The sequence below is a fragment of the Ktedonobacter sp. SOSP1-52 genome, from assembly GCF_016587395.1.
The window spans coordinates 1,435,344-1,458,330 of sequence record NZ_BNJH01000001.1 but is presented as its reverse complement, the minus strand read 5'-3'; the positions used below and the strand labels follow the sequence as shown (position 1 = coordinate 1,458,330).

Sequence of the window (22,987 nt, the reverse complement as noted above, 5' to 3'; positions counted from 1 at the left end):
ATAGAGAGTGTTGGTGTGTTCTGGATGAACACACCAACACTCTCTATATACTATGAGCGCCGCAACGCGAGGATGTAAGCGACTCAGGAGGTACTACATGTCGTGCCATTGAGGGTGAAGGACGTGGGAGGCGAATTGCTGCCACTCCAGGAACCGTTGAAGCCTGGAGGGGAGCTCAAGGTAGTCCCTGGAGCAATCGAGCCATTATACGAGAGGTTGGTGATCGTCACGTTGGCCCCACTCTGCGTGTAGTTCCCGTTCCATACCTGGGTGACCGTCTGCCCATTGGGGAAGGTGAATTTCAGCGTCCAGCCGTTGATTGCCGTGCTCCCGGTATTGGTGATCGCGATGTTTACGCCAAAGCCGCCAGGCCACTGGTTGGTCACCGTATACTGCACTTTACAGGCAGTGCCGGGGGTGGGTGTCGGGCTTGGTGTTGAGCTTGGCGTGGGCGTGGGTGTCGTGGTCTGGGTCGGCGTGGGCGTGGGTGTCATGGTCTGGGTCGGTGTGGGCGTGGGCGTCCCTCCTGACGAACTTGGGAACAGGATATCGACATCGGCCATGGCCATAGCGATATCAGACTGTGCCCAGAAGCGGTGGTAGTTGAATGTAGGCGCGGAACCACCGTTCAGGTACGTCTGCACCTTCGACCAGGCGGGGTCCGATGGATACTTGGGGCGCTCAGTGAGGAAGGTCGTTGAAGAATCCAGCGTCGCGCCCTGAGCGTTCTTGCCCGTCCAGCCAGAAGGAATGGAGACGGAGTCGTTAAACTGGTTGTAGTCCTTGCGGGTTTCCGGGTTGGAAACACCAATGCTGTCCGAGTAGTTGGTCCACATATCATCCAGCAGCGTCTGGGCCAGGGTGCGTGACGCGGTATCGCCGGACTTGGCGGAGTAGTAGAGCAATGTCTTGGCCAGGGCAGCTGCTACACCTACATCCGTTGTGGTGTCCACCACGGTCACATGCAGGCCTGAATTGTTCACCGAGGTCGTGCTGGAAGTCCAGTTACCACCCGGCTGGCCGCTCCAGTTCAGAGTCGAGGGGATGGCATAGGTTCCATTGGAGTTGACCGTCGTCGCCGACTTGGTCCAGGCAACCCATTTATCCAGGATCGACTTGGCCGTCGCGTTACCAGTCTCATAATAGTACTCAGCCACGCGCTCCATGGACCAGGCCTGGAAGCCGAACCAGTTATTGCTGGGTGGATCGTGGTATACTGGCTGCCAGTCATATGCCATGCCGTAGAAGGTCGGAGTACCGGCAGGAGGAGCACTGTAGCTGCCATTCCAGCTATTGGTCGCACCACCGGCAATCGCGCCTTCAGACGACTGTAACCATGTATAGAACTGCAACTGGCGTTGCAAGCTGGTTGCCCAGTCACCCGGTGCGCTTGGAGACTTCGGTTCGAGCGCGGGCACGCTGCTCAGCGCCCACGCGGCCAGGGGGTTCTGATAACCCTGGTGGGCCGCGCTGGAGCCAATGCGCCATGCCCAGCTACCGGAAGAGGGGACCGCCCCGCCCCAGGCGTAGTACCAGTCCAGCAGGTAGGTCGAGCTGTTTTTGCCACTACCAGCAGCGCAGCTTGTGCTCGTACAACCTAACGTCTTAAAGTACTTGTCATACGTACCATAGCGCAGATAGTCACCCATCTTCGCGGCTTCGGCAACTTGACTGGCAACGGCGCTCGCCTGCCCCTGGGCATTCGCCCACGTGTAGGCCCAGAAGGCCGCCTGGACGGTACGCGCGTCAGCGTCAGGAGCATCGGTATAGCGCCACTGCTGCGAGTAGCCGCCACCCGAAGCTGGTGTGTTGAAGAGGCTCAAGAAGCCGGTACCATCGTTTCTGCCCCAGGTGAACGTCTCACACTCTGGATGAACGACCGTCTTCCAGACTGACTCTGAGGCACCGCGCTGGTACGAGTTCACAAAGGATGGCTTGGTTGTGCCATCCCCACAATGGCCGTAGCCGTACCAGTTGTCGGTGTCCAGCAGCCAGGGCATGCCATAGATGTCGGCGGTGCCGTAGGTCTGCTGGAGTTCGCTCGCCAGTGGGTCCTGTCCCACAGACACACTGGTAGACAATTGAGTTGGATAATCGGTGATGTTGGGGGACTCGGGCGCATATTGCGCGGGGCTGCTAGCATTGTAGCCACTATTGGTCGACTGGTCGGCATGCGATGGAATCATGTATTTGTCCATCGTCGCCCAGGCGCTCGTGAAGGATTGCCAGTTTCCCGTCACTTCACCATACGTCGCCTCCAGCCAGAGCCAGAAACTGAAGGCTTCCGAGGTCGTTTCATGCCCATAGTCTGGCGCTTCAACGATGAGCGTCTCTACCGAGTGATAGGGGATGCCCAGTGGGCTGAAGTACCCATTTGCCGGGTTCTTGATCTCGCCATACAAAGTCAAGAAACGCTGGGTATAAGTAGATGTGGCTTGCGTAGCGCCCGGACTGGCATGCGCGACCGGAATACGTTGGACGCCTAAAACGCCAGAAATCACAAGCACGCTTGCTATGATCACCAGCGATATGGATTGAGAGATCCTCTTCCTGGTCATTCTAACCTCCTTGTTATGAAAGATGTTAACCCAGAGGATGCAGGTCATCCTAATATTGCCCGCCTGCTCGTGACATTGATGTTCCATCATAAAAAATCGCGGGCAGTTCACCTATCGCTTCATCACCTCCTTCCTTCGATGCCTGAGTACCGTAATCGGGCGCCGCAGATGGGACGATCCCCATAGCGAGAAGTGAATTTGTTCGTGTAAACGTTCACGTGTGGATGTCATCTTTTTGCATAATATATCCCATAGGCGCCCGATTTATCGTGCGCAAGGCGATTTATCGCAGGAATACGGTATAGGGAGTATTTTGCCTCTCACGACAGGTTGTTTCCTGAGAGGCAACGCGAGAAACGATCCTTTGCTGTATCTGTCATATCCCCAGACCCTATGAGGGGAAGATGCCTGCTATTGCGTAGTTGTGCGATAAATCGCCTTGCACGCGATAAATCGAGTGCCTATGGGATAGAAAAACTCTTGCAAAACATTGACGGGCACCCAACGTTCACGTGCGAGTGTAAGTAATGTTGCTATGCTAAAATGACTGGTTTTATTTGTATTGTAGCTAATCTCTTCTCTGATACACAATGACATGCTCTAGACACCCTGTAGACAGGTAAAAGCAACAATACATGGGATACTCGGCCAGGTGCTTAGCAACTGTCTAGTATATGCTCTTGTGCTCAGGTCAGGGGTTAGATATATTAACATCATACCTGGATTTTAAAGGGACAAGAGGAACAAGGGGGACAAGATAGGAAGACCCAAACAATTTACTCTGTCGTTCTCGCTGTTCACAAAATACGAGTATTTGTGCTGACGTACTCTATGCTACCTGGCGTAGCTGGGTACACTCTGAAAGGATGCAGAGTTATATGATGTTGCTCAAGACGCTCGGCACACGCAGGTTGAAACGACCATTTACGATGATCCTACCCCTGCTCTGCGTGTTTCTCCTGGTGGTTTTTCTCATAGGTCCGTTGCATATCCCAACCGTACATGCTGCTCCAGCCATTAACTATGGGGAAGCCTTACAAAAGAGTATTTACTTTTACGAAGAGCAGAGTTCTGGCCCTAAACCGTCCTGGAACCGCGTCCCCTGGGTTGGAGACTCCGCTCTGAACGATGGTTCAGACGTTGGTCTTGATCTGACTGGTGGCTGGTATGATGCCGGCGACCATGTTAAATTTGGTTTGCCGATGGCCTATAGTGTGACCATGCTCGACTGGGGCCTCATCGCGAACCGCAATGCCTATGTCCAGGATGGTCAGTTACAGTATAGCTTGAACAATATCAAGTGGGCTACCGACTACTTTATCAAGGCGCATCCTTCGCCTGACGTCTTATATGGCCAGGTTGGTGACCCGAATGCAGATCACTCCTTCTGGGGACCAGCAGAGGTTATGCAGATGGCTCGCCCAGCATACAAGATCAGTGAGAGCTGCCCAGGCTCAGATCTAGCAGGCGAGACAGCCGCCGCGATGGCCTCGGCCTCAATTGTTTTTCAAGCAACCGATCCAACCTACGCCAGTACACTCCTCACCCACGCCAAGCAGCTCTACTCATTTGCCGACAATTTCCGGGGCAAATACGACTCCTGCATTACTGCCGCTAGCAGCTTCTACACCTCATATAGCGGCTATAATGACGAACTGGTTTGGGGAGCCCTCTGGCTCTATCTCGCCACGAACGACTCCAGCTATCTCACTAAAGCTGAGAACTATTACAGCAACCTCAGCTATCAGTCACAGACCACCATCCACTCTTATCAGTGGACGATTAGCTGGGATGATGTTTCCTATGGCTGTTACATACTGCTGGCACAGATCACTGGCCAACAACAGTATAAGGACGACGCCCAGCGTTTCCTCGATTGGTGGACGGTCGGGGTAAACGGGCAGAAGGTTACGTATTCTCCTGGTGGCGAGGCATTTCTCAGTCAATGGGGATCGCTGCGCTACGCGGCCAATACAGCATTCTTAGCCCTTGTCTATGCCGATTACCTGGGAACAAGCAATTCACTGTACTCGCGTTACCATGATTTCGCCGTTCAGCAGGTCAATTACATTCTGGGCGCGAACCCGCGCAACTGTAGCTATATGGTTGGCTTCGGCTCATGCTCTCCCCAGACGCCGCATCATCGTACCTCGCATGGCTCATGGGACGATAACATCACGGACCCCTCCTACCAGCGCCATATCCTCTACGGTGCTGTGGTTGGTGGTCCCAGTTCAGCCAACGACTCCTTCACCGATAATCGACAGGATTATCAGACCAATGAGCCTGCTGACGACTACAACGCAGCCCTCACTGGCGCGCTGGCGCGTCTGTACAATGAGTATGGCGGCAGTCCGGCGGCATCACTGCCCGACAAGGCCAAAGATGACGACGAGATCTACGCGACGGCCGCCGTTAATGCCTCGGGTACAAATTTTACCGAGATCAAAGCCATCTTCGTCAATAAGACCGGTTGGCCCGCGCGCGTAACCAGCAATCTCTCCCTGCGCTACTACTTCACGCTGGAGCCAGGAGTGATCCCGAGCATGCTTTCATTGAACACCAATTATACCGAGTGTGGAAGCCACCTCTCAGGGCCAACCCAATACTCCGGCAACATTTACTATATAACGGTAAGTTGCGCGGGCACTCCAATCTACCCTGGCGGGCAGAGCAATTACCAGAAACAGGTGCAGTTCCGCATCACCAGTTCGGGAGCGTGGGACCCTACCAACGACTGGTCCTACCAGGGGGTCGCTACGCCTTCCGGCGCCACTCCAGTCAAGGTCACCAATATTCCGGTGTTTGATGGCAGTACGCAGGTCTGGGGCAATACCCCCAACGGGGGTATACCAACTCCCACACCCACACCTGGCACTACACCGACGCCTACACCCACACCTGGCACGACGCCAACTCCCACGCTTGGCACTACACCGACTCCCACGCCCACACCTGGCACGACGCCAACTCCCACGCCTGGGACGAGCTGCAAGGTGGTGTATACGGTGACCAACCAGTGGGCCGGCGGTTTTGGCACGAATATCGCGATCACCAATACCGGGAGCACGGCGATCAACGGCTGGACGCTGAAATTCACTTTCCCCAATGGCCAGACCATCACCCAGATATGGAACGGGAACTACACGCAGAGTGGAGCCAACGTGACGATCACTAATCTCTCGTATAACGGCTCGATTGCTCCGGGTGCGACCCTGAGCTCCCCTCCGGGCTTCAATGGCTCGTGGAGTGGCAGCAATTCGCCTCCCACGTCCTTCACTCTCAATGGCACGACATGTAGTACCTCCTGAGCTGCTTCCGGCCAGTTATAGGCTTTAAGGGATTCACCGGGCAATAAGCCAACTGGCACGACGCTACGAGAAAGTACGCGCCTACATATGGCCTGGATATGTAGGCGCGTACTTTCATAGCGTCGGACCACGCACGCCTGAACCATCTTAGTCTGCTGCGAAAGGAGTCGCGCCTTGCTTACACGAAACGCGGGTGATGGTCGTTGCGCCATGCATTGGTTTCTTCTGTCGCTAACAATGCTCTTGCTTTTACAAGCATTTGCCAGTTGTAGCACCGATGCTCATACGACCTCTCTGCCCCCTGGTCCCACGGCCTCACGGACCCAACCCGTGCCAACCTCTGCGCCACCAGTACCGACTTCAACGTTACAGCCATCAGCCCTGCATGGGCCGACAAACTTCCTGCTCGCTACGCCCCTCAACTTTTCCAGCGCTGATGGGGCGACAAAGGACAACAATGGAGCAATCACACCACTGGCTCCAAATGCCATCAAAACAGAGATCACCGGCGAACTGAAACGCCTCCTCTTTGTGGTCGACAACAGTAATCACGTCAAAGTCTACAGTCCAGGAGCATCGCCCATAACGGCCCAGGTTACGCTACATACAGATGGCGGCACGGCTATCGACTATACCCAGGTAGTGAACTCCGAGGCGGGCTCCGTCACTATCACGTTTAATGGCGTATTGCTCAAGGACCAGATGACGGCCACCTATCAGCAGCAATACGCCCCTTCCATCCTGATTAACGCAAGCGAGAGCGCGGTAGTAGTTGCCTTCACAACGCAGGTGAGGTGGATAGAAGCAAAGCAGATACCAGCCGCGCCTGGGCATGGGCAATATCAGCGCACGAGTAATGGTGGGGTTGCCCTCTCCTGGTCCGCGGGGCAGAATGCTACGGCGTACAATGTGTATCGCCTGATCTCTGATCATGATCAGCAGTTTCAATTACTGGCTACGGTAAAGGATACCTCGTATATCGACGATTCAGTGGAAGCCATACACGATATCAACTTAACCAAGGGGATTACCTATGCCATTTTCTCTCTTGGGCCAACCAGCGTTGAAAATCCCGGTGGTATCATCATAGCCTTATCACAATGAATTTTCATTTTTGCCTCTTACGCATCAGGCTCACAACTTTTCAAAAATTTCGCATGTAATAGAGTTATTCGCGCCCCTGGCGCTCACGAAGGGAAGGCGCAGCGGGTCGGAGGAAAGCGCTAGCGGCCAAGCTGATGCACATGGTAAATGACTTACGAAGTGAGCGGTTTTTGCCCTCAAAGGTTGACATTTGCCCAGAAGGTTGAGCAGTTCAGCCATTGATAGCGGATCAGGCCACGCCACAAGCCAACATGTGTGGAGCGTTTTTGTAAATTCGAGCAGCAGGAGCGGCCCCTAATTCGGCCTGCTCCCGCTCTGGGGGCGGCACGCTGCCCTGACTAAAGGGGGAATCAGGGCAAGTGAAAACCACCAGTGACCAGGCCGAGGCCTCGACGATCACCCCGGCCAGCTCTGGCAACTTGGGGGACACCACCCCACCCCGCCAACTCCCCCGCGTGCGTGGCTACGCGACGCGAGCAGTTAGAACTGGTGGCGGGTTTGGCTGCGGCCTATGGCGAATGCGAAGACCTTGGTGGCTTTGACGGAGAACACGAGGTTCGAATCTGTGAGAACTCTTTGTTCGTCTTCATCGTAGAGGTAAAAATAACCGTTGCGTACCTGGTATGGCCAGTCTCCATCCCACTTGGTCGCCCACACCGAGGCTAAGCGTTCGAGCGCGTCCTGGTCGGTGATCCGCACGGCGTCGCCCTCAACCACCACGGTGAGCCCTTCTTTTTTGCGGAACGAGTCGATCTGGTTGCAGCCGGTTGTCAGAACGACGTGCGGGTTTCCACGCAGGTTGACAGTCTTCTGTGCGGTGTCGGTAGCGGTAAAGTAAAGAGCCCCGTCGTGCCACACAGCCACGAGCGGCGTGACGTGAGGGCGACCGTCGGTCCGCACTGTTGAGAGCCAAAAGAGCTCGGCTGTTTCCAGCACCTGACGCGTCTCCTCCCATGGCGTGACCCCTCCGCGTGGGGCGCTGTGTTGGGTGTCGAGTGGTGTGATGGGTTCGTTCATCTAAGAACTCCTTTCAATCGTTCTGTTTCTCTCGCAGGAAGCGAGAAGATATCAATCCATTCTCTTTGCGCGAAGGAAAACCGGAAAGGCCAAAAACGACGCACGCAAAGTATTGAACGTCTGATGCTCCAGGTTGAGCATGTCCTTTAAGCAAAGAAGAACTACTTGCCGTTTTGCGGGAGAAAGACCAGAGAGCAAGCCATTCGCGCCTCGGCGCCTGGAGGGGCTACTCGATCCCGAACGCATCAGATGCAGCAGTTCAGATCCCCGAGCTTCAAGTCGTCGGTAAGCAATACGACCAAGCAACCAGGAGAAAAGAGCACCAGTAGCAATGCCCACACCAACGCCCACCCATTGGAGAAGGGCATTGTTCTGTATCATACCAACCAGCACTACGGAGGCCACAGGTATGGCTGTTGTGGGAACCAGTACAAGCATAAGGACGGCCTGCCCCATATCGCTACTTGCCTGCAATAGATCCTTTTTTCGCAGATGAGGCTCGGTTCAGGGAACCAGAGGCAATCACGCGCCCTGAAGCGATCACCGCAACCTGATCACAGAGCTGCTCAACCAGGGTCATCACATGGCTGGAGAAGATGTGTGAGTGGGTGAGGGGAAGAGGAGAGATTAGAGCAAAGAGAAGCGCCGTGCCGCCTCGCTGGCTTCAACACGACTGTGAATGTCTAGCTTGCGGTAGAGGCTTTGGACGTGGGTTTTTACCGTATTGAGCGAAAGCACCAGGGTGTTTGCTATCTCTGGATTGGAGCGCCCGGCGGCCAGCAGGCGGAGAACCCGCTGCTCTTGATCGCTGAGCGGGTCCAGGAGCAGGGAATTCTCCCCGCGAGGCTGCGCCTCCCGGGTTGGCTGAGCACCTGGTTCCTGGGCAAATGCACACAGAAGGGTCCGCGCGTAGGAGATCAGCGCTGCGAGCAACCGTTCTCGTACGACCAGCGTGGCAGGCAATTGTGGAGGGGAGAGCCTGGTCATCACGATCGTCGTTCTCAGCTCATCAGGTTCGCTGCCTTGCTGTGTCGTGGTGGCAGTGGCCTCTCTGCCCATATGGGCAGTGTATGGGTTGTTAACCAGGCAAACCACAGCCCCTCGATTCCCAACTCAATCCACATCGGCCGTTGGTCAGAGGCATGGAGTTTGTAGGCGTTGCTCTCCGGGGACCAGGTGAGAGTCGCTGCAGGTGTTTTTGGCATACATCCTTGTTCCACAAAAAGGTTCCTCCCAACATCCCAACAAGGATGAGTATATCATAGAATAGAAACAGCAGACAAATGGAATAGAGAGATTCTCTCTTCAGAAGCAATGAGAAATCTGAGAGGAAGAAAATATGTCCCCAATAGAAGAAAAAAGCAAGCGCTTCGGTGATTTGACCTACCAGGAGATTGGCAAACGTGCTCAACAGGGCTGGTTAGCGATCATTCCTACTGGTTGTACCGAACAGCAAGGCCCTCACCTTCCGGTCGACTTTGATACCTGGTTTGCTGAAACGCTCATGGTTGCAGCCGCTGAAAAAGCGGCGCAAGACGCTGCAGTCCAGGCTGTCGTGTTACCGGCGATGCCCTTTGGGCCAACGCCGGAACATCGCAACTTTGGCAGCGGATTTATTGATGTCCCCGTCAGCTTGCATGATGCATTGATCGAAGCGACCTTGACCTCGTTGGTGACACAGGGGTTTAAGAGAATGGTCATCTGGCGAGGCTGTGGCGGTCATGCTCTAAACGGGGTCGTTGAGCGCTTCAATCGGATGTACCAGGGCAAGGCGCAAGCATTCTTACCGCCTCATCCCTTTCATGAAATCTGGTGCCGATTAGCTGACCCCATGATTCCGGTCGGGCACGCAGATAGCTTTACCACATCGATTTCGCTCTATCTCAGACCGGAAACAGTTCGACAAGAGTGGATCACCAATCCCCATTCCACAGAGGTTGACTGGAGTGATCCCAACCTGGATTTTGCTCGCTATTCCTCTACCGGTGTGATCGGCGATCCGACGTACGCGAGTGCTGAGCTGGGAAAGAGATTGTGGGAAGCCGTTGTCGAAGAAGCCGCTCATATGCTGCAAGAAGCTGCATCACTACCCTTGTGCCGTTGAAGCCACACTAGATGCAATGTCAGCTTCCTTCATAAACGCCATGTCCTCCATACTCATAGAAGAAGGGCAAATGCTCTTGACATTGCCGTAGCGTCAAACTGTACACTCCCTGTAGAGAACTCTCCAAGGAGGAATTGACATGCTTCGTATCGGCGAATTCTCCCAAATTGCCCGGGTTTCGGGTCGTCTGCTACGGTATTACGATGAGATTGGTCTGTTAAGTCCCCAGTCTATCGACCCGGAAACGGGGTATCGCTACTACAGCGCACGGCAACTGCCTCGGCTCAATCGCATTCTGGTTCTGAAAGAACTGGGCTTATCATTAGAACACATTGCTCGGCTCCTGGATCAGGAGACCTCTGTCGATGAAATTCGCGGGATGCTGACCTTACGCAAAGCCCAGATCGAGCAATCGGTTCAGCAAGAGATGGAGCGCTTGCGCGTTGTGGAGAGCAGGTTGCAGCAGATCGACACTCATGGGCAGATGCAGGAGCCTGACGTGATCCTGAAAGCGGTGCCAGCAACGCCGTTTCTTGGGTTACGCGACGTGCTGCCCGGCATGGACGCGATCCAGCATCTCGTGCGCAGAATCGCTACGGCTGTTCCGGCAATGGTGGGACGCAACAGCCTTGGTCATATCACCATCATCATCCATTCCCCCATGTATGATCCCGAAGCACTCGATGTCGAAGTCGGCTACCTGCTCACCCAGAAAGGTCCACAATCGGTCGAACTCTCCGAGGGATGTCGGCTTACGCTGCGTACATTGCCAGCCATTGAGACCATGGCAACACTTGCACACGTCGGGCGGGTCAGCGACAGCCACAGGAGTTATGGAGCACTGGCTACCTGGATGGAACACCATGGGTGGCAGATGAGCGGAGCAGGGCGAGATATCCTGATCCAACTGCCACAATCGGAGGAACAGGACGAAGCGGTGATCGAGATTCAACTGCCCGTGACCAGGCTCGGTCATCCTGCCCACCTCATCTGAGTTGCTGCCGTCGGTCGAGGGATTGGAACGCGGGGCTTGACATTGCCGTTACGTCAAACGGTATGCTCATTCTATCCATGGCATGAAGCGGCATGAAGCTTTCTTTTGCTTCATGCCGCGATCGCCGAATACACCGGGCATCTTGTAAGGCGTATGTTCAGATAAGCGTACGAGCTGACTGGCATTCATGAAATGTGTTAGTCAAGGAGAAGCAACATGACAATGCTTGACACATTGGTAGAACGTAACCAGGACTTCGCTTCCCATCATTTCCTGAAGGATTTACCCCTGATGCCGACCTTAAGGGCTATGGTCATTGGCTGTGTTGATCCGCGCGTCGATCCGACTCTCTTGCTCGGCCTCAAGCTTGGAGAGGCAGTCGTGATCCGCAATGTTGGTGGGCGAATCACTCCAGGGACGCTGCAGGCCATAGGGATGCTCAGGAGGATAGCTCAGGGTGAAGGAGGTAATCCTGCGGGCGAGTTTCACCTGATCGTTCTTCAGCACACCCAATGCGGGATTGCTCACCTCGAAGGGAACCCTGACATGCTGGCGAGCTATTTTGGCATCGGCAAAGAAGGACTGAAGGCCAAAGCGGTCACTGATCCTCACGCAGCGGTAGCGGTCGATGTGGCCGCGCTCAAGGCGAACCCCGTCCTGCCCGGGAACTGGCTGGTTTCCGGACTCGTCTATGATGTGACGACGGGGCTGGTCGAGGTTGTCGTGCCACCTGCTCCCCTGCGTCATGCTCCAGAGCGATGAGGAAGAAGCGCATGTGTCATGAAAAATTGTCTTTGAGTGCCTCCCTCCAGAGGAGAGTGACATCTCTCCACGTATCAAACAGGAGCTACATCCCATGAGTAAACCAAGAATTCTTGTGCTGACAGCCGCCGGAAGAACCGGCATGCCTGTTGCGCTTCAACTCCTGGACGAAGGCTTTCCCGTTACCGCCTTTGTGCATCAAGCAGATCAGCGAAGCGAACGCCTCAAGGCCAAAGGCGCCGATATCGTCGTTGGCTCGCTCACCGACATCACCGATATGAGAACAGCGATGGCAGGTGCCAGGCGCGCCTACTTCTGTGCTCCCAACGAGGCAGGGTATCTCAAAGCGGCAGCTATCTTTACAGTGGTCGCGGCTGAGCAACAATTGGAAGCCGTCGTCGCTATGAGCCAGTGGCTGTCCAATCCCAATCACCCTTCCATTCACACGCGCGAAGCCTGGCTGGCAGACAGGCTGTTTGCGTTGTTACCAGGAACCGCCGTGACCTACATCAACCCCGGATTTTTCGCGGACAACGAGATGCAAGTCTTACCGTTTGCCGCTCAATTTGGGCTGCTGTCCTTGCCCTATGGCTCTGGCCTCAACGCGCCTCCTTCCAACGAAGATATGGCCCGTGTTATGGCTGAGATTCTCGCGCGGCCAGAAGGACACGCAGGAAAGACATATCGCCCCTCTGGTCCACAGATGCTCTCTCCGCAAGACATCGCGGACATCCTCGGCAAGGTCCTTGGGCGGAAGGTCACGTACCGCAATGCGCCAATGCGGATGCTGTCGAAGATCATGAGAGGGCGCTTGTCTCTTTACGAGCTTGCCGCTTATGAGCAATACGCCATCGATTACCAGAAGAATGCGTTTGGCGTCAATGCGCCGACGGATGTGGTTCGTCGCATCACTGGGAGAGAGGCTGAGGATTTTGAGACCATCGCGAGACGCTCTGTGGCCACCATCCCGGGAGCCAAACCGAGCTTCGCCATCCAGCTCAAGTTCATGCTCGGAATGATCATCTCGCTGCTGAGTCCTGCTCCCAAAACGACTCCATACCTGGCTCTCGATGAATTTTCCGAGAGATCGCATGTGGTCTTCAGCGCGGACTCACCTGAATGGCGTCAAAGCCACGAACAGCAAGCCAACGAGCCCTCAGGAGAGAAAACAGCGTTCCAGCACACCAAATCAGGCTAGGATTTCTATAGAAATCCTAGCCTTACCTCTGTCTCATCCAGAGTGCAGCAGAGGAGGGTGTCTCTGTCCAGATGTGCAAATGTGCTGAGTGGCCGACTGGGCCTGCGAGACCGAACGCAAGCCGTGATGTATGCTCGTGAACGCGGTCTTCTCTGAGGGGACAGGATTCTTGTTTCCTGCATCTGTTACCAGGAACCTGGCTGCTCCCTTTGTGTGAGCGAGTAACCAAACGACACTGATGGGCAAGCTGGATTGGCTGCAGCACATTATCTGCAACGCTCAAAGGCAAAGGGTGTTTAGTAGAGATTGGCAATTTCCTTGACAGGGAGACTCAACAGGGGCTACACTATATTCAGCAAACTGAATAAACGTAAGCGTTTAACGTCAACCAACGCACATCGGTATAGCCTGCGATAACATAGAGGGCTGTAGGATGTGAAGGTTGGCGCTTTTTTGTTCTTCCACTATCCTAACACCTCTTATGTCTTAAAGTATCTCTTCAAGACTTCTCGCCACTATGTGGCTCGCAGGGTAGGGCTGGTGTGGAGTGGAAATGCCTTCGGCATTTCCACTCCACACCAGCCCTACCCTAAGTAGGCTATCGCGGGAGACAATTTCTAGATCAAGGAAAACACATGGAACCTATCGCTGATGAAACGGCATTATCAGAGGATCAAGCCAGAGATATTTCGCCTCCTGTAGAGACACCAAATACTTCCACCAGTGCCTTACAGTTCCTCGACTTTCGCCTGCTTTTTACTGGCGTGGGCCTGGCGGGTTTTGGGCAACAGATGTTGGCGGTCGCCATTGGCTGGGAGCTATATATCCAGACGAAGTCCGCGCTTGTGCTTGGAGGAGTCGGGCTGGCCCAGGTGATTCCGCTTATTCTCCTCTTCCTACCCGCTGGCTATATCGCCGACCGCGTCAATCGCAAGTATATTGTACTTGTGGCACAGCTCGTCAACGTGCTGGCCGCTCTAAGCCTGGCACTTCTCTCCTATCTGCATGGTCCCCTGGTGCTAATCTATTGCTGCCTGGCGGCGATAGGAGGCGCGCAGAGCTTCAGTCAGCCAGCCAACTCGGCGCTGGTCTCGCAGGTGATTCCAGAGACGGCCTATGAGAACGCCATGACGTGGCGCAGCAGCATCGGCCAGCTCTCAGCCGTGATCGGACCTGCGGCGGGCGGCTTTCTGATCGGCTTTTTTCAGGGCGCGACTCCCGTCTATCTCCTGAGCAGCGGCTTCTTCCTGACCTTTGCCATCTTGCTAATCTTTATCCATGTTCAGCCACAAAAGAAAGCCCTGGGCGAGGGGCGCAAGCTCAGCTCACTCGTGAGTGGTGTGCGCTTCCTTGGACAGACCAAGGTCATGCTAGCGGCGATTACGCTCGACCTCTTCGCGGTCCTGTTTGGCGGGTCCGTCGCGCTCCTACCTATCTACGCGACGGGCATCCTGCATGTCGGACCTGTAGGACTGGGATGGCTCCAGGCCGCAGACTCTATTGGGGGCATCGCGATGGCGCTCTTCCTGGCACGCCGTCCTCCCTTCAAGAGGGCTGGCCCGGTGCTGTTGCTGGGGGTAGCCGGCTTTGGCCTGGCAACGATTGTCTTTGGCCTCTCGCACTGGTTCTGGCTCTCATTCCTGGCACTGATCTTCATCGGCGCCTTTGATAACATCAGCGTCGTGATCCGCTCGACCCTCGCGCTGGTGCGCACTCCGGACGAGATGCGCGGCAGGGTGAGCGCGGTCAACTCGCTCTTCATTGGCACCTCCAACCAGCTAGGAGGCTTTGAATCGGGACTCACGGCCCAACTGCTGGGCCCCGTAGCCGCGGTCGTGGCTGGTGGCATTGGCACCCTGTTAGTCGTGCTCATCGTCGCGGGCGCCTTTCCCGACATCCGCCGCCTGACCACGCTACGCGAGTAATGCGAACCCGCTACTGGCGTACGCGGCTACTCTCCAAAGTAGCCGCGTACGCCAGTAGCGCACCCCTCACTATGGAAGTACACACAAATGCGGGCCAAATTTGACCGCTTTTCGTGAGATACTCTCACTAGAAGATTTGTCGTTGCGAAATATGAAAGGGTACTTCCATGACTGCACAGCCTTTTAAGACCATCGTCCTCGACCTCTTGCAGCAGGGGCATCGCGATAAAGAAGCTTTTTTGCAGGAGCTAAGCGAGACCGAACGGACTGCCATTGGGACGCCGGAACTCTGGTCTGCCAAAGATCACGTGGCTCATAGGACGTTCTGGCATCGGGACTTTGTACGCAAGTTGACTGCCATCCAGCAGCATCAGGAGATCCCGGAGAGCGAAGAAGACGAGGACCAGCTCAACTCGAGGAATTTTGAGGAGCACAGGCTTCGCCCCTTCTCAGAGATACACACCGAATCTGAGCGAGTCCACACCGAACTCATCACGTTAATTGAGCAACTCAGCGAAGAAGATTTGACAGCCCCGGGTCGCTTCCCTTCGATTTCCGGGGAAAGGCCGTTGTATACAGCCTTCCTGGGCGGTTGCTACGAGCACGACCAGGAGCATCTCGCGCAGTACTATTCCGACCATCACGATCTCTCACGGGCGATTGAGATCCGTGAGAAGTGCGTCAGCAGAATCATTGAGGCTGAGGTGCCAGAATGGGTGAAAGGGAGTTTCCTCTATAATCTGGCCTGCTTCTATGCGCAACAGAACCAGCTGGAGAAAGCTGCCGCGCTCTTACAGGAAGCATTGACACTCGCTCCTCGTCTCAAAGAGCGCGCAAAGAGCGACCCTGAACTGGTTGCGTTACGCGATCTATTGGAAAGCGAGAACCTATGAGCCTGCCTTCTCTTCTCGTTCGACCTCCGCGCTCTCCAGACGAAGTATCAGAGCATATCCAGGGCTATGTTGAGGTTGCACAATCTTTCTCTCCTGATCCATTGCCAGAGGACACCGCGAGTCGCCTGCTCCACAGGCTTACAACGCTACCTGGCTATCGACAGGAGCAGGTACGCAGTGCATATCGTGATGACAAGCAATTGGGTGGCTATAGGATCTATGAGCGTGTGTTGCGAGTAGGGAGCGCCCGGCTTGTCACTGGCTGTATTGGAGGAGTGTATACACGCCCTGAAATTCGTAATTAGGGCGTAGCAACTGCGCTTATGCACGACGCAATCGCATATGCGCAGGCTCATGAGTATCCTCTGTTGCTACTCAACGGTATTCCCAAGTTTTACCACCGCTATGGCTTTTGTGATATCTACGACCTTTCCACACAAGAGCTTGATCATCAGGCCATCCTTCACGCAGGCCATATGCTTGTATCGCCCCATTCTCGGCGCGATACAAGCATATGAGCGCACACTGCCCAATGATCTTGCCACTGTGCTCACGATCCTCTTTCCTACTGGGCAGACCTGGATACCAACTTCAGACTGGTTTTGATCCATAGGAGAAAATAGTGCTTATTTACTTAGCAGCTCCTCTCTTTTCGCAGGCAGAGCGCATATTCAATGAACAGTTGACACGACGCCTTGAAGTCCTGCGCTTTACGGTCTTTTTGCCACAGCGAGATGGCGTCGAGAAAAACAAACTATCCCATAGCACAAAGGCTTGACTTTTGATTCTTTCAGGGGTATGCTATTTTCTAACGACGTTAAATTTTCAAACGAGGTTAGATAATGAGTTTGAAACAACGACGAGAACGGGAAAAGCAGGCGATGCGCCAGGGTATCCTTGAGGCGGCCCGCCAGCTGGCCCGTACGGAAGGATGGTCGGCGGTCACGATTCGCAAAATAGCGGAGCAGATCGAATACAGTCCTCCGATGGTCTATGAGTACTTTGCCAGTAAAGATGACCTGCTGCTGGAACTCTTACGCGAGGGATACCGCGACCTGGCTACAACGATGCAGCATGCCTCTCACGCAACCGAGGATAGCGAGCAGCGGCTACTCAACATTGGAAACGCCTATTGTCAGTTTGCCCGCGCATATCCAGAGTTATACCAGGTGATGAATGGCCTGGGAGGTGTTCCCTTAGAGGCGCAAGAGCGCATGTTTGCCGCCAGGGAGGTATGCCAGATTACCTTAGAGGCATTGACAGCCTGGACACAGAGCAATGGAGTCACACTAGCCAATCCTGATGAGACCGTAGAGATTCTCTGGGCACTTCTGCATGGACTGGTCAGCCTGTACATCATTGATCGCTCCCAGGAAGAGGTCTTGCGAGCCGAGCGCCTGGCGCAACAAACACTCCAAAATCTCCTGGCCGCTTGGAGCCTCTCTAAGTAGGTCCATTAGTTGTTTTTCTCTTTATTTAACATTGTTAGGTTTCTTTACGATGTAAATGAGAAAGGTAAAATTCAGTGAATACGCAGAACGAACTTCATGTCATCTTTGGAACCGGACCGGTTGGCCTCTCACTAGCTGAGGAGTTGCTCACACGGGGGAAACGCGTGCGCCTCGTCAACCGTAGCGGGAAGGGGCAGATTCCCGCAGGTGCTGAATTGATGGCAGGCGATGCGTCCCAGCTCACAAATGCGCAGGAACTCAGTCAAGGAGCGGCCGTCATCTATAATGCCACTCACGCCCCCTATGAACAGTGGCCAGAGGTGCTTCCCCGCCTACAAGAAAACATGATCGAAAGCGCAGCCGCTACTGGAGCAAAATTAGTGGTGATCGATACGCTGTACCTTTATGGCGAGACACGCGGGAAGCCAATGACAGAGGCCATGGCCCATACAGCCACTTCACGCAAGGGGCGTATGCGAGCACAACTGGCCTGGGGATATTTGCAAGCCCATCGTGTGGGCAAGGCTCGCGTGACTATCGGGCGAGCGGCGGACTTCTATGGACCACGCGTCCTCAATTCATCGTTGGGCCAGTATGTCTTTCCGGCAGCGCTCTCCGGTCAGCCAGTTTTGACGCTTGGCAACATCGATCTGCCCCATAGTTACAGCTATATGCCCGATATCTCCAAAGGTCTGGCCACACTTGGAGAGCGGGATGATGCGCTGGGACGTGAATGGCTCTTACCCGTGGCTCCAACCATTACGACGCGCCAGGTACTCCAGATCATTGGCCAGGAGCTTGGGCAACTTCCCCAGATCTTTAATGTGCCAACCATAGAACAAGCCAGGGCTACTGGTATCTTCGACGAGACCTTTGCGCATGAGTATACCGAGTTGTTCTATCAATATACCGAGCCCCAAATTGTCGATAGTAGTGCCATCGAGCAAATTTTTGGCTTGCATGCCACGCCCTGGAGGGAAGCACTTCGAGCAACCATTCGCTGGTACCAGGAGCAAAGCCTCTCTTAGACACTAAAATAGGCTGTCAGAATAGATATAGCTTGCCATATCTCTTGCAGGCACATCAAATGATAAGGATTCTCGGTGCGCCTACAAGGGATTTTGGGATATTTCGTGATAGAATGAGGAGATAGATTCTCATCAAACATTCGGAAAGCGAGAACCTATGAACCTGTCTTCTCTTCTCGTTCGACCTCCACACACTCCAGACGATTCTTTTCCCTGCTGGGCAAACCTGGATACCAATTTCAGATGGGTTTTAACGATAGGAGCGAGAATAGCTCCGCCGACCCGCATCCCGACTTAGCAACCAGCGAAGAGATGTTACAGTTATGCATGTATCATTCATGTTTATGCATTTTTGGGTAGGTGGGATGAATTTTCGCTGTCTTCTCTGGCGGCATATGGCCGTTTTTAGGGGAAAACTGAAGTATATGGATGTGTTTATGAAAAGCATTTATCTTTTCCAGAAAAGGCTTTATAACCTTGCACTAGATAAGTTATCAAAGCAGGTGAATTTTGGTTTTTGGGACTTGGAACGAGAGATTACACAAAATCGTGACGTATGTATATACAATACGTTGCGGTAAGATAGTATCCATTTCTAAGGATATGAAAAGGTAAAGGCAAGAAAGGCGAGCTAATCCTGCCTTTGCTCGACTTACATGGCAGTTGTATTTGCGAACTTGGGAATAGAGAGGGCCTAATTTATCCTCGGATAAAGCCAAGAAAAGGCTATATAGGCCGATTCAAACGGCGATATTTGCTCTTTGCTATTTCAACAGACATGGCCAATTGTATACCTTTCTAAGGAGAATGTACTCAATGCAGTCTGGTAAGAAACCTGTGACGCTATTTTTGCCATTGCTCCTGACCCTGCTTGCTGTGCTTGTTGCAGCATGCGGTGGCAACTCAGCAGGGAATAGTGCCTCTTCAACCAAGTTGTCTGCTGATCAGCAAATCTATGTCTACCCGGAGGCAGGTCTATCTGATCTCGCGACGCTCGACCCTGGCCTCTCGACCGACGGCCCCTCGATCGGCGCTATTGATCTGATGTTCACGGGCCTGGTCCAGCTCGACAACAACCTGAAGGTGTATCCCGAACTGGCTCAGTCCTATGCTGTCTCACGCGATGGTCTGACCTGGACCTTCAAACTGCGCTCCGGCCTGAAGTTCAATGATGGCAATCCTATCACTGCCGATGACGTGGTCTTCAGCATCGATCGCGCCCTCAAGCCTGAACTAAAGTCGACGGTTGCCCCCTCTTATTTGTCACTTGTCAAGGATTCCGATAAGCGTTTCGCGGGCAAAGTCCCCACGCTGATCGGTGACAGCCTTTTTGCTCCCGATCCTACAACTGTCAAAATCGTGACCAGCAGCAACGCCCAGTACTTCTTGCAGTCGCTGACCTACCCGACCTCCTGGGTCGTGGAGAAGAGCTTTGTGCAGAAGTATGGCGACACTGATTTCCTGAAGCACCTGAATGAGGGTGGCTGCTCTGGTCCCTTCAAGCTGGATCAGTACACCTCCGGGAAGTATATCAGCTTTGTGCCCAACACCAACTACTGGGGTGGCAAACCACAACTGAAGAAAGTCGTCTACGCCTTCTACAAAGACCCACAGACGGCTTACAAAGCCTACAAGACCAACCAGCTGGATAATGCTGGCGTGCCGAGTGCTAACCTGTCCGAGGCGCGCGCTCTGCCCAACAAGCAGTACCGCCAGGTACCTCAGCTGACCATCGACTACTTCTCCATGAACTGGCTGGCCAAGCCCTTCAACAACGTCAAGATCCGCCAGGCCTTCGCGCTCTCCATCGACAAGGCCGCGATCGAGAAGAGTATTAACAAGGGTGCGCGTTTGGCGACCAACCATATCATTCCCCAGGGTATGCCTGGCTACAACCCCGATCTGAAGGCCCCTGCTGGCGTGACCAGCACCAAGGGTGACAAAGACCTCGCCAAGAAGCTCTTCCAGGAAGGTATGCAGGAGGAAGGCTACACAACTGCCAACTTCCCCGCCATCACGATGACGACGGCCACTAGTGGTTCACAGACTGCCAAGAACCTCTTTGAGTTCGCACAGCAGCAGTGGAAAGAGACCCTGGGCGTTAACGTCACTATCAACGATGAAGACTTCAACAAGCGCCTTGCTGATGTTGCTGGTACGGTCGGCAATGGCAAATTGCAGATGTGGGCCTCTGCCTGGGGGGCTGACTATCCTGATCCCGAGGACTGGACCACCCTGCTCTTTGGTAAGGGGTCAGCCAATAATGATACTAACTACGGTCTGGGTAAGGCCAAGGATGTTGCCCTTCAGCAGCAGACCCAGGATCTCATGTTGCAGGCTGATGTCAATCAGAACACCACTGAGCGTCTCGCCCAGTACAACCAGATTGAGCAGCAGCTTGTCGATGATGCGGCCTGGATTCCTTTCGACCAGCGTGCCTCGAGCTATGTCCTCAAGCCCTGTGTCCAGGGTATCGTGGACAACGCACAGGGTATCCTTCCTCCACAGCAATGGGCGAACATCTACAAGTCCAGCGATTCCCCCTGTGCCAACACGAGCGCGTATAAATAAGCTCGTGTGACGTAGAGGGTGCGTGATAACCATTCACGTACACGCTCCAGAAGAGGAGAGGATGCAAATTGCACCCTCTCCTCTTCTCTTTGTTGTATACTGAGCGCTTTTCGCAAGCCATTCTCAAATTTGGGATGGTGGTGGTTAATATTCTGGCTTTTTCTCGCGGTATATGGCCGTTTTTGGGGAGATACTGGAGTATATCCAGCATTATCGCATATACTTATTGATAGATAACGATATAATCTGGAGAAATGCTAAGCGCGGCGTCATTTCCGGCGAGAGGAAACGCCGAGGCGTGCGGCGCCAGATATATTAGGAATATATAGAGGGATATTTATGTCGGCAGCTACGATGACGTCTTTTCTGGCCATCTTGATGTTGCTTATCACCGCCGTTGTGGGGATAAGCGCCTGGCGAGAGCATAGGCATAACAGGCAAGTGCTTGCCACGCAGAATCGCCTCCCGGCCCATCCGCTCGACCGACATGTGACCGCTATTTTGCACCTCAACGAGGGCCAGGTCATCTCTATCGAGAGTCCAACGGCCTCGCTGCCATCAGTCGCGACGCGCTCTCCCTGGTCGACGCATAGGCGCTCGCTGGTCTCCGTAGGAGTGCTCGTGCTCTTTGGCTTAACCCTCTTTCTCCAGGTAGGCCTGGCGGGTGGGACGCTGGCGAAATTTTCGCAGGGCACCCTGGATGGCCAGTATAGCAACAACATAAGCTATTCGCCCTCTGGGCATGTCCTGGAGCAGCCCGCGAAGACCACCCCAGGCAATCCAGGTACTAACGATCCGGTATTTCTCGACGCGAGCGCGCGCCTGGTACGCCTCGACTCCGCTGATTCCAGCCAGTACTCCACGCTCTATGAGCGCCAGACGTGGGTCTATTCCTCCTGCTCGGGCTTCGCTATGGTGATGGTCATGGATGCCTATGGACGCCACCTGATCGCCTCCGATGTGTTACAAGAGGAGCTTAACCTGGGCGTCTGGAGCGTCGATCAGGGCCTCTTACGTGAAGAGGGCATCTCCATGACGGCCAACTACTTCGGGTTCAACACCAACTGGGGCCACACTATGACGCTCCAACAGGTCATTGATACCGCCAACAGCGGCAAGCCTGTGATTGTGAGCGTGCGCCACCCAACATACTACCCCTATGGGCATATCTTCGTGGTGCGCGGTGGCGATGCGCAGAACGTCTATATCGCCGATTCCGCCCCCACCAACTTCCACAGCATGTCGCGCGCCATGTTCCTCGGCATGTGGCAGACCTTCAGCGCAGTCCTGACCCCACGCTAACTAAGTAGTCGCGTACACCAGTAGCAGGCCTGCTACTGGTGTACGCGACTACTCACATCGCTTATAATTGATCTTCCCAGGTAGCAGACATTTCTGTGTAATCCTGCCTTAATTAGGGTCATTTCTCGCCGCTTAAGCGTATATACTGGGGCCATAACAGCACAGAAACCACAATATCACACTTTGGAGGAACAACACTTATGTCTGGAGTAACCGATTTCGATTTTCTTCTTGGCTCCTGGAATATTCGCAACCTGCGGCGGACAAATCCCTTCGCACCTGAGAAAGAAGGCGTATGGGAAGAGTTCCCAGCTTTTGCCACAAGTGCCAAACAGCTTGATGGTCGAGTACGAGTCGAGCAGTATGAGGCAACCCTGCCCAATGGAGAACTTGTGCAAGGAATGACCATTCGCGCCTTCGACCAGGAGACACAGCAATGGTCGATTGTCTGGCTCGATAATCGCAATTCGCCAGATTTCAGGCCGCTATTGGGACATTTCGAGCAGGGCGTGGGGCTTTTTTATCAAGTCATCGAATCTCCGCTCGATAGAAAGCCAGTACATATCCGCTTTACCTGGGACCAGGTCACCGAGGAGAGTGCTCGCTGGCAGCAAGCCTTCTCCTTTGATGGTGGTCAAACCTGGGATACAAACTGGATTATGGACCATCAGAGACAGTAACCTAGATACGAGTTATTTTTCATGCGAGCACTTCGCGAATGCCATCGCTCGCAAGGTGCAAGTGGGACGACGCTACTAAAGTACGCGTC

At 54.2% G+C, this 22,987-nt stretch carries 22 protein-coding genes; 16 read left to right on the top strand and 6 right to left on the bottom strand.

Annotation, left to right across the window (positions count from 1 at the left end; all coding sequences use genetic code 11):
- Nucleotides 1-83: 83 nt before the first annotated feature.
- Nucleotides 84-2,558: a glycoside hydrolase family 48 protein gene (locus tag JMJ16_RS06645; RefSeq protein ID WP_201379482.1), complete on the bottom strand. Its 2,475-nt coding sequence runs from the start codon at nt 2,556-2,558 to the stop codon at nt 84-86.
- 878 nt (nt 2,559-3,436) lie between these two features.
- On the opposite strand from JMJ16_RS06645, the gene JMJ16_RS06640 reads away from it, so the two are divergent.
- Both JMJ16_RS06640 and JMJ16_RS06635 read left to right on the top strand, forming a co-directional pair.
- The gene (locus tag JMJ16_RS06640) at nt 3,437-5,869 is read left to right on the top strand and encodes a glycoside hydrolase family 9 protein (RefSeq protein ID WP_201379480.1); all 2,433 of its coding nucleotides are present in this window, start codon (nt 3,437-3,439) and stop codon (nt 5,867-5,869) included.
- Between the two features lie 174 nt (nt 5,870-6,043).
- Complete coding sequence (locus JMJ16_RS06635) at nt 6,044-6,973, top strand: hypothetical protein (protein WP_201379478.1); 930 nt, start codon at nt 6,044-6,046, stop codon at nt 6,971-6,973.
- Between the two features lie 229 nt (nt 6,974-7,202).
- On the opposite strand, the gene JMJ16_RS06630 is transcribed toward JMJ16_RS06635, so the two are convergent.
- The 5 genes from JMJ16_RS06630 to JMJ16_RS06610 form a co-directional block, all read right to left on the bottom strand.
- A complete protein-coding gene (locus tag JMJ16_RS06630) occupies nt 7,203-7,406 on the bottom strand; it encodes a hypothetical protein (protein WP_201379477.1) in 204 nt (67 codons plus the stop codon).
- A 47-nt stretch (nt 7,407-7,453) separates the two neighbouring features.
- The gene (locus JMJ16_RS06625) at nt 7,454-7,990 is read right to left on the bottom strand and encodes a pyridoxamine 5'-phosphate oxidase family protein (RefSeq protein ID WP_201379475.1); all 537 of its coding nucleotides are present in this window, start codon (nt 7,988-7,990) and stop codon (nt 7,454-7,456) included.
- 51 nt (nt 7,991-8,041) lie between these two features.
- Nucleotides 8,042-8,464, bottom strand: coding sequence for a hypothetical protein (locus JMJ16_RS06620; RefSeq protein ID WP_201379473.1), 423 nt, complete (start codon nt 8,462-8,464; stop codon nt 8,042-8,044).
- Nucleotides 8,465-8,617: 153 nt separating this feature from the next.
- Nucleotides 8,618-8,977 carry a response regulator transcription factor gene (locus JMJ16_RS06615; protein ID WP_236601540.1) on the bottom strand — a complete coding sequence of 120 codons (360 nt, stop codon included), beginning with the start codon at nt 8,975-8,977 and terminating at the stop codon, nt 8,618-8,620.
- Between the two features lie 14 nt (nt 8,978-8,991).
- Nucleotides 8,992-9,195, bottom strand: coding sequence for a hypothetical protein (locus JMJ16_RS06610; protein WP_201382903.1), 204 nt, complete (start codon nt 9,193-9,195; stop codon nt 8,992-8,994).
- Nucleotides 9,196-9,329: 134 nt separating this feature from the next.
- On the opposite strand from JMJ16_RS06610, the gene JMJ16_RS06605 reads away from it, so the two are divergent.
- The 14 genes from JMJ16_RS06605 to JMJ16_RS06545 all read left to right on the top strand — a co-directional run bounded on the left by JMJ16_RS06605 (nt 9,330) and on the right by JMJ16_RS06545 (nt 22,898).
- Nucleotides 9,330-10,094 (top strand): creatininase family protein, encoded by a 765-nt coding sequence (locus JMJ16_RS06605; protein WP_201379471.1) that lies wholly within the window; start codon nt 9,330-9,332, stop codon nt 10,092-10,094.
- Nucleotides 10,095-10,233: 139 nt separating this feature from the next.
- Nucleotides 10,234-11,088 (top strand): MerR family transcriptional regulator, encoded by an 855-nt coding sequence (locus JMJ16_RS06600; protein WP_201379469.1) that lies wholly within the window; start codon nt 10,234-10,236, stop codon nt 11,086-11,088.
- A gap of 216 nt (nt 11,089-11,304) precedes the next feature.
- Nucleotides 11,305-11,850 carry a carbonic anhydrase gene (locus JMJ16_RS06595; RefSeq protein WP_201379467.1) on the top strand — a complete coding sequence of 182 codons (546 nt, stop codon included), beginning with the start codon at nt 11,305-11,307 and terminating at the stop codon, nt 11,848-11,850.
- Between the two features lie 94 nt (nt 11,851-11,944).
- Nucleotides 11,945-13,048 (top strand): NmrA family NAD(P)-binding protein, encoded by a 1,104-nt coding sequence (locus JMJ16_RS06590; RefSeq protein ID WP_201379465.1) that lies wholly within the window; start codon nt 11,945-11,947, stop codon nt 13,046-13,048.
- A gap of 635 nt (nt 13,049-13,683) precedes the next feature.
- Nucleotides 13,684-14,973: an MFS transporter gene (locus tag JMJ16_RS06585; RefSeq protein ID WP_201379458.1), complete on the top strand. Its 1,290-nt coding sequence runs from the start codon at nt 13,684-13,686 to the stop codon at nt 14,971-14,973.
- A gap of 167 nt (nt 14,974-15,140) precedes the next feature.
- Complete coding sequence (locus JMJ16_RS06580) at nt 15,141-15,866, top strand: DinB family protein (RefSeq protein WP_201379457.1); 726 nt, start codon at nt 15,141-15,143, stop codon at nt 15,864-15,866.
- The gene (locus tag JMJ16_RS06575; protein WP_201379455.1) at nt 15,863-16,171 is read left to right on the top strand and encodes a hypothetical protein; all 309 of its coding nucleotides are present in this window, start codon (nt 15,863-15,865) and stop codon (nt 16,169-16,171) included. The genes JMJ16_RS06580 and JMJ16_RS06575 overlap by 4 nt, the downstream gene beginning before the upstream one ends.
- A 100-nt stretch (nt 16,172-16,271) precedes the next feature.
- The gene (locus JMJ16_RS06570) at nt 16,272-16,472 is read left to right on the top strand and encodes a hypothetical protein (RefSeq protein WP_201379454.1); all 201 of its coding nucleotides are present in this window, start codon (nt 16,272-16,274) and stop codon (nt 16,470-16,472) included.
- A gap of 16 nt (nt 16,473-16,488) precedes the next feature.
- Nucleotides 16,489-16,644 carry a nucleoside 2-deoxyribosyltransferase domain-containing protein gene (locus JMJ16_RS56745; RefSeq protein ID WP_374228930.1) on the top strand — a complete coding sequence of 52 codons (156 nt, stop codon included), beginning with the start codon at nt 16,489-16,491 and terminating at the stop codon, nt 16,642-16,644.
- Nucleotides 16,645-16,708: 64 nt separating this feature from the next.
- Nucleotides 16,709-17,317, top strand: a complete 609-nt coding sequence (locus tag JMJ16_RS06565; protein WP_201379453.1) for a TetR/AcrR family transcriptional regulator — start codon at nt 16,709-16,711, stop codon at nt 17,315-17,317.
- A gap of 74 nt (nt 17,318-17,391) precedes the next feature.
- Nucleotides 17,392-18,345, top strand: a complete 954-nt coding sequence (locus JMJ16_RS06560) for an NAD-dependent epimerase/dehydratase family protein (protein WP_201379452.1) — start codon at nt 17,392-17,394, stop codon at nt 18,343-18,345.
- 816 nt (nt 18,346-19,161) lie between these two features.
- A complete protein-coding gene (locus JMJ16_RS06555; protein WP_201379451.1) occupies nt 19,162-20,916 on the top strand; it encodes an ABC transporter substrate-binding protein in 1,755 nt (584 codons plus the stop codon).
- Between the two features lie 339 nt (nt 20,917-21,255).
- Nucleotides 21,256-22,218, top strand: a complete 963-nt coding sequence (locus JMJ16_RS06550) for a C39 family peptidase (protein ID WP_201379450.1) — start codon at nt 21,256-21,258, stop codon at nt 22,216-22,218.
- A gap of 200 nt (nt 22,219-22,418) precedes the next feature.
- Entirely contained in the window at nt 22,419-22,898 is a 480-nt protein-coding gene (locus tag JMJ16_RS06545; protein ID WP_201379449.1) for a DUF1579 domain-containing protein, read from the top strand.
- Nucleotides 22,899-22,987: the final 89 nt, after the last annotated feature.

Bases quoted from the DNA above. Each gene is read 5' to 3' on its own strand.
- JMJ16_RS06645 (WP_201379482.1), bottom strand. From the start codon at position 2,558: ATGACCAGGAAGAGGATCTCTCAATCCATATCGCTGGTGATCATAGCA.
- JMJ16_RS06640 (WP_201379480.1), top strand. From the start codon at position 3,437: ATGATGTTGCTCAAGACGCTCGGCACACGCAGGTTGAAACGACCATTT.
- JMJ16_RS06625 (WP_201379475.1), bottom strand. From the start codon at position 7,990: ATGAACGAACCCATCACACCACTCGACACCCAACACAGCGCCCCACGC.
- JMJ16_RS06615 (WP_236601540.1), bottom strand. From the start codon at position 8,977: ATGACCAGGCTCTCCCCTCCACAATTGCCTGCCACGCTGGTCGTACGA.
- JMJ16_RS06610 (WP_201382903.1), bottom strand. From the start codon at position 9,195: ATGCCAAAAACACCTGCAGCGACTCTCACCTGGTCCCCGGAGAGCAAC.
- JMJ16_RS06605 (WP_201379471.1), top strand. From the start codon at position 9,330: ATGTCCCCAATAGAAGAAAAAAGCAAGCGCTTCGGTGATTTGACCTAC.
- JMJ16_RS06600 (WP_201379469.1), top strand. From the start codon at position 10,234: ATGCTTCGTATCGGCGAATTCTCCCAAATTGCCCGGGTTTCGGGTCGT.
- JMJ16_RS06595 (WP_201379467.1), top strand. From the start codon at position 11,305: ATGACAATGCTTGACACATTGGTAGAACGTAACCAGGACTTCGCTTCC.
- JMJ16_RS06590 (WP_201379465.1), top strand. From the start codon at position 11,945: ATGAGTAAACCAAGAATTCTTGTGCTGACAGCCGCCGGAAGAACCGGC.
- JMJ16_RS06585 (WP_201379458.1), top strand. From the start codon at position 13,684: ATGGAACCTATCGCTGATGAAACGGCATTATCAGAGGATCAAGCCAGA.
- JMJ16_RS06580 (WP_201379457.1), top strand. From the start codon at position 15,141: ATGACTGCACAGCCTTTTAAGACCATCGTCCTCGACCTCTTGCAGCAG.
- JMJ16_RS06575 (WP_201379455.1), top strand. From the start codon at position 15,863: ATGAGCCTGCCTTCTCTTCTCGTTCGACCTCCGCGCTCTCCAGACGAA.
- JMJ16_RS06570 (WP_201379454.1), top strand. From the start codon at position 16,272: ATGGCTTTTGTGATATCTACGACCTTTCCACACAAGAGCTTGATCATC.
- JMJ16_RS06565 (WP_201379453.1), top strand. From the start codon at position 16,709: ATGAGTTTGAAACAACGACGAGAACGGGAAAAGCAGGCGATGCGCCAG.
- JMJ16_RS06555 (WP_201379451.1), top strand. From the start codon at position 19,162: ATGCAGTCTGGTAAGAAACCTGTGACGCTATTTTTGCCATTGCTCCTG.
- JMJ16_RS06550 (WP_201379450.1), top strand. From the start codon at position 21,256: ATGTCGGCAGCTACGATGACGTCTTTTCTGGCCATCTTGATGTTGCTT.
- JMJ16_RS06545 (WP_201379449.1), top strand. From the start codon at position 22,419: ATGTCTGGAGTAACCGATTTCGATTTTCTTCTTGGCTCCTGGAATATT.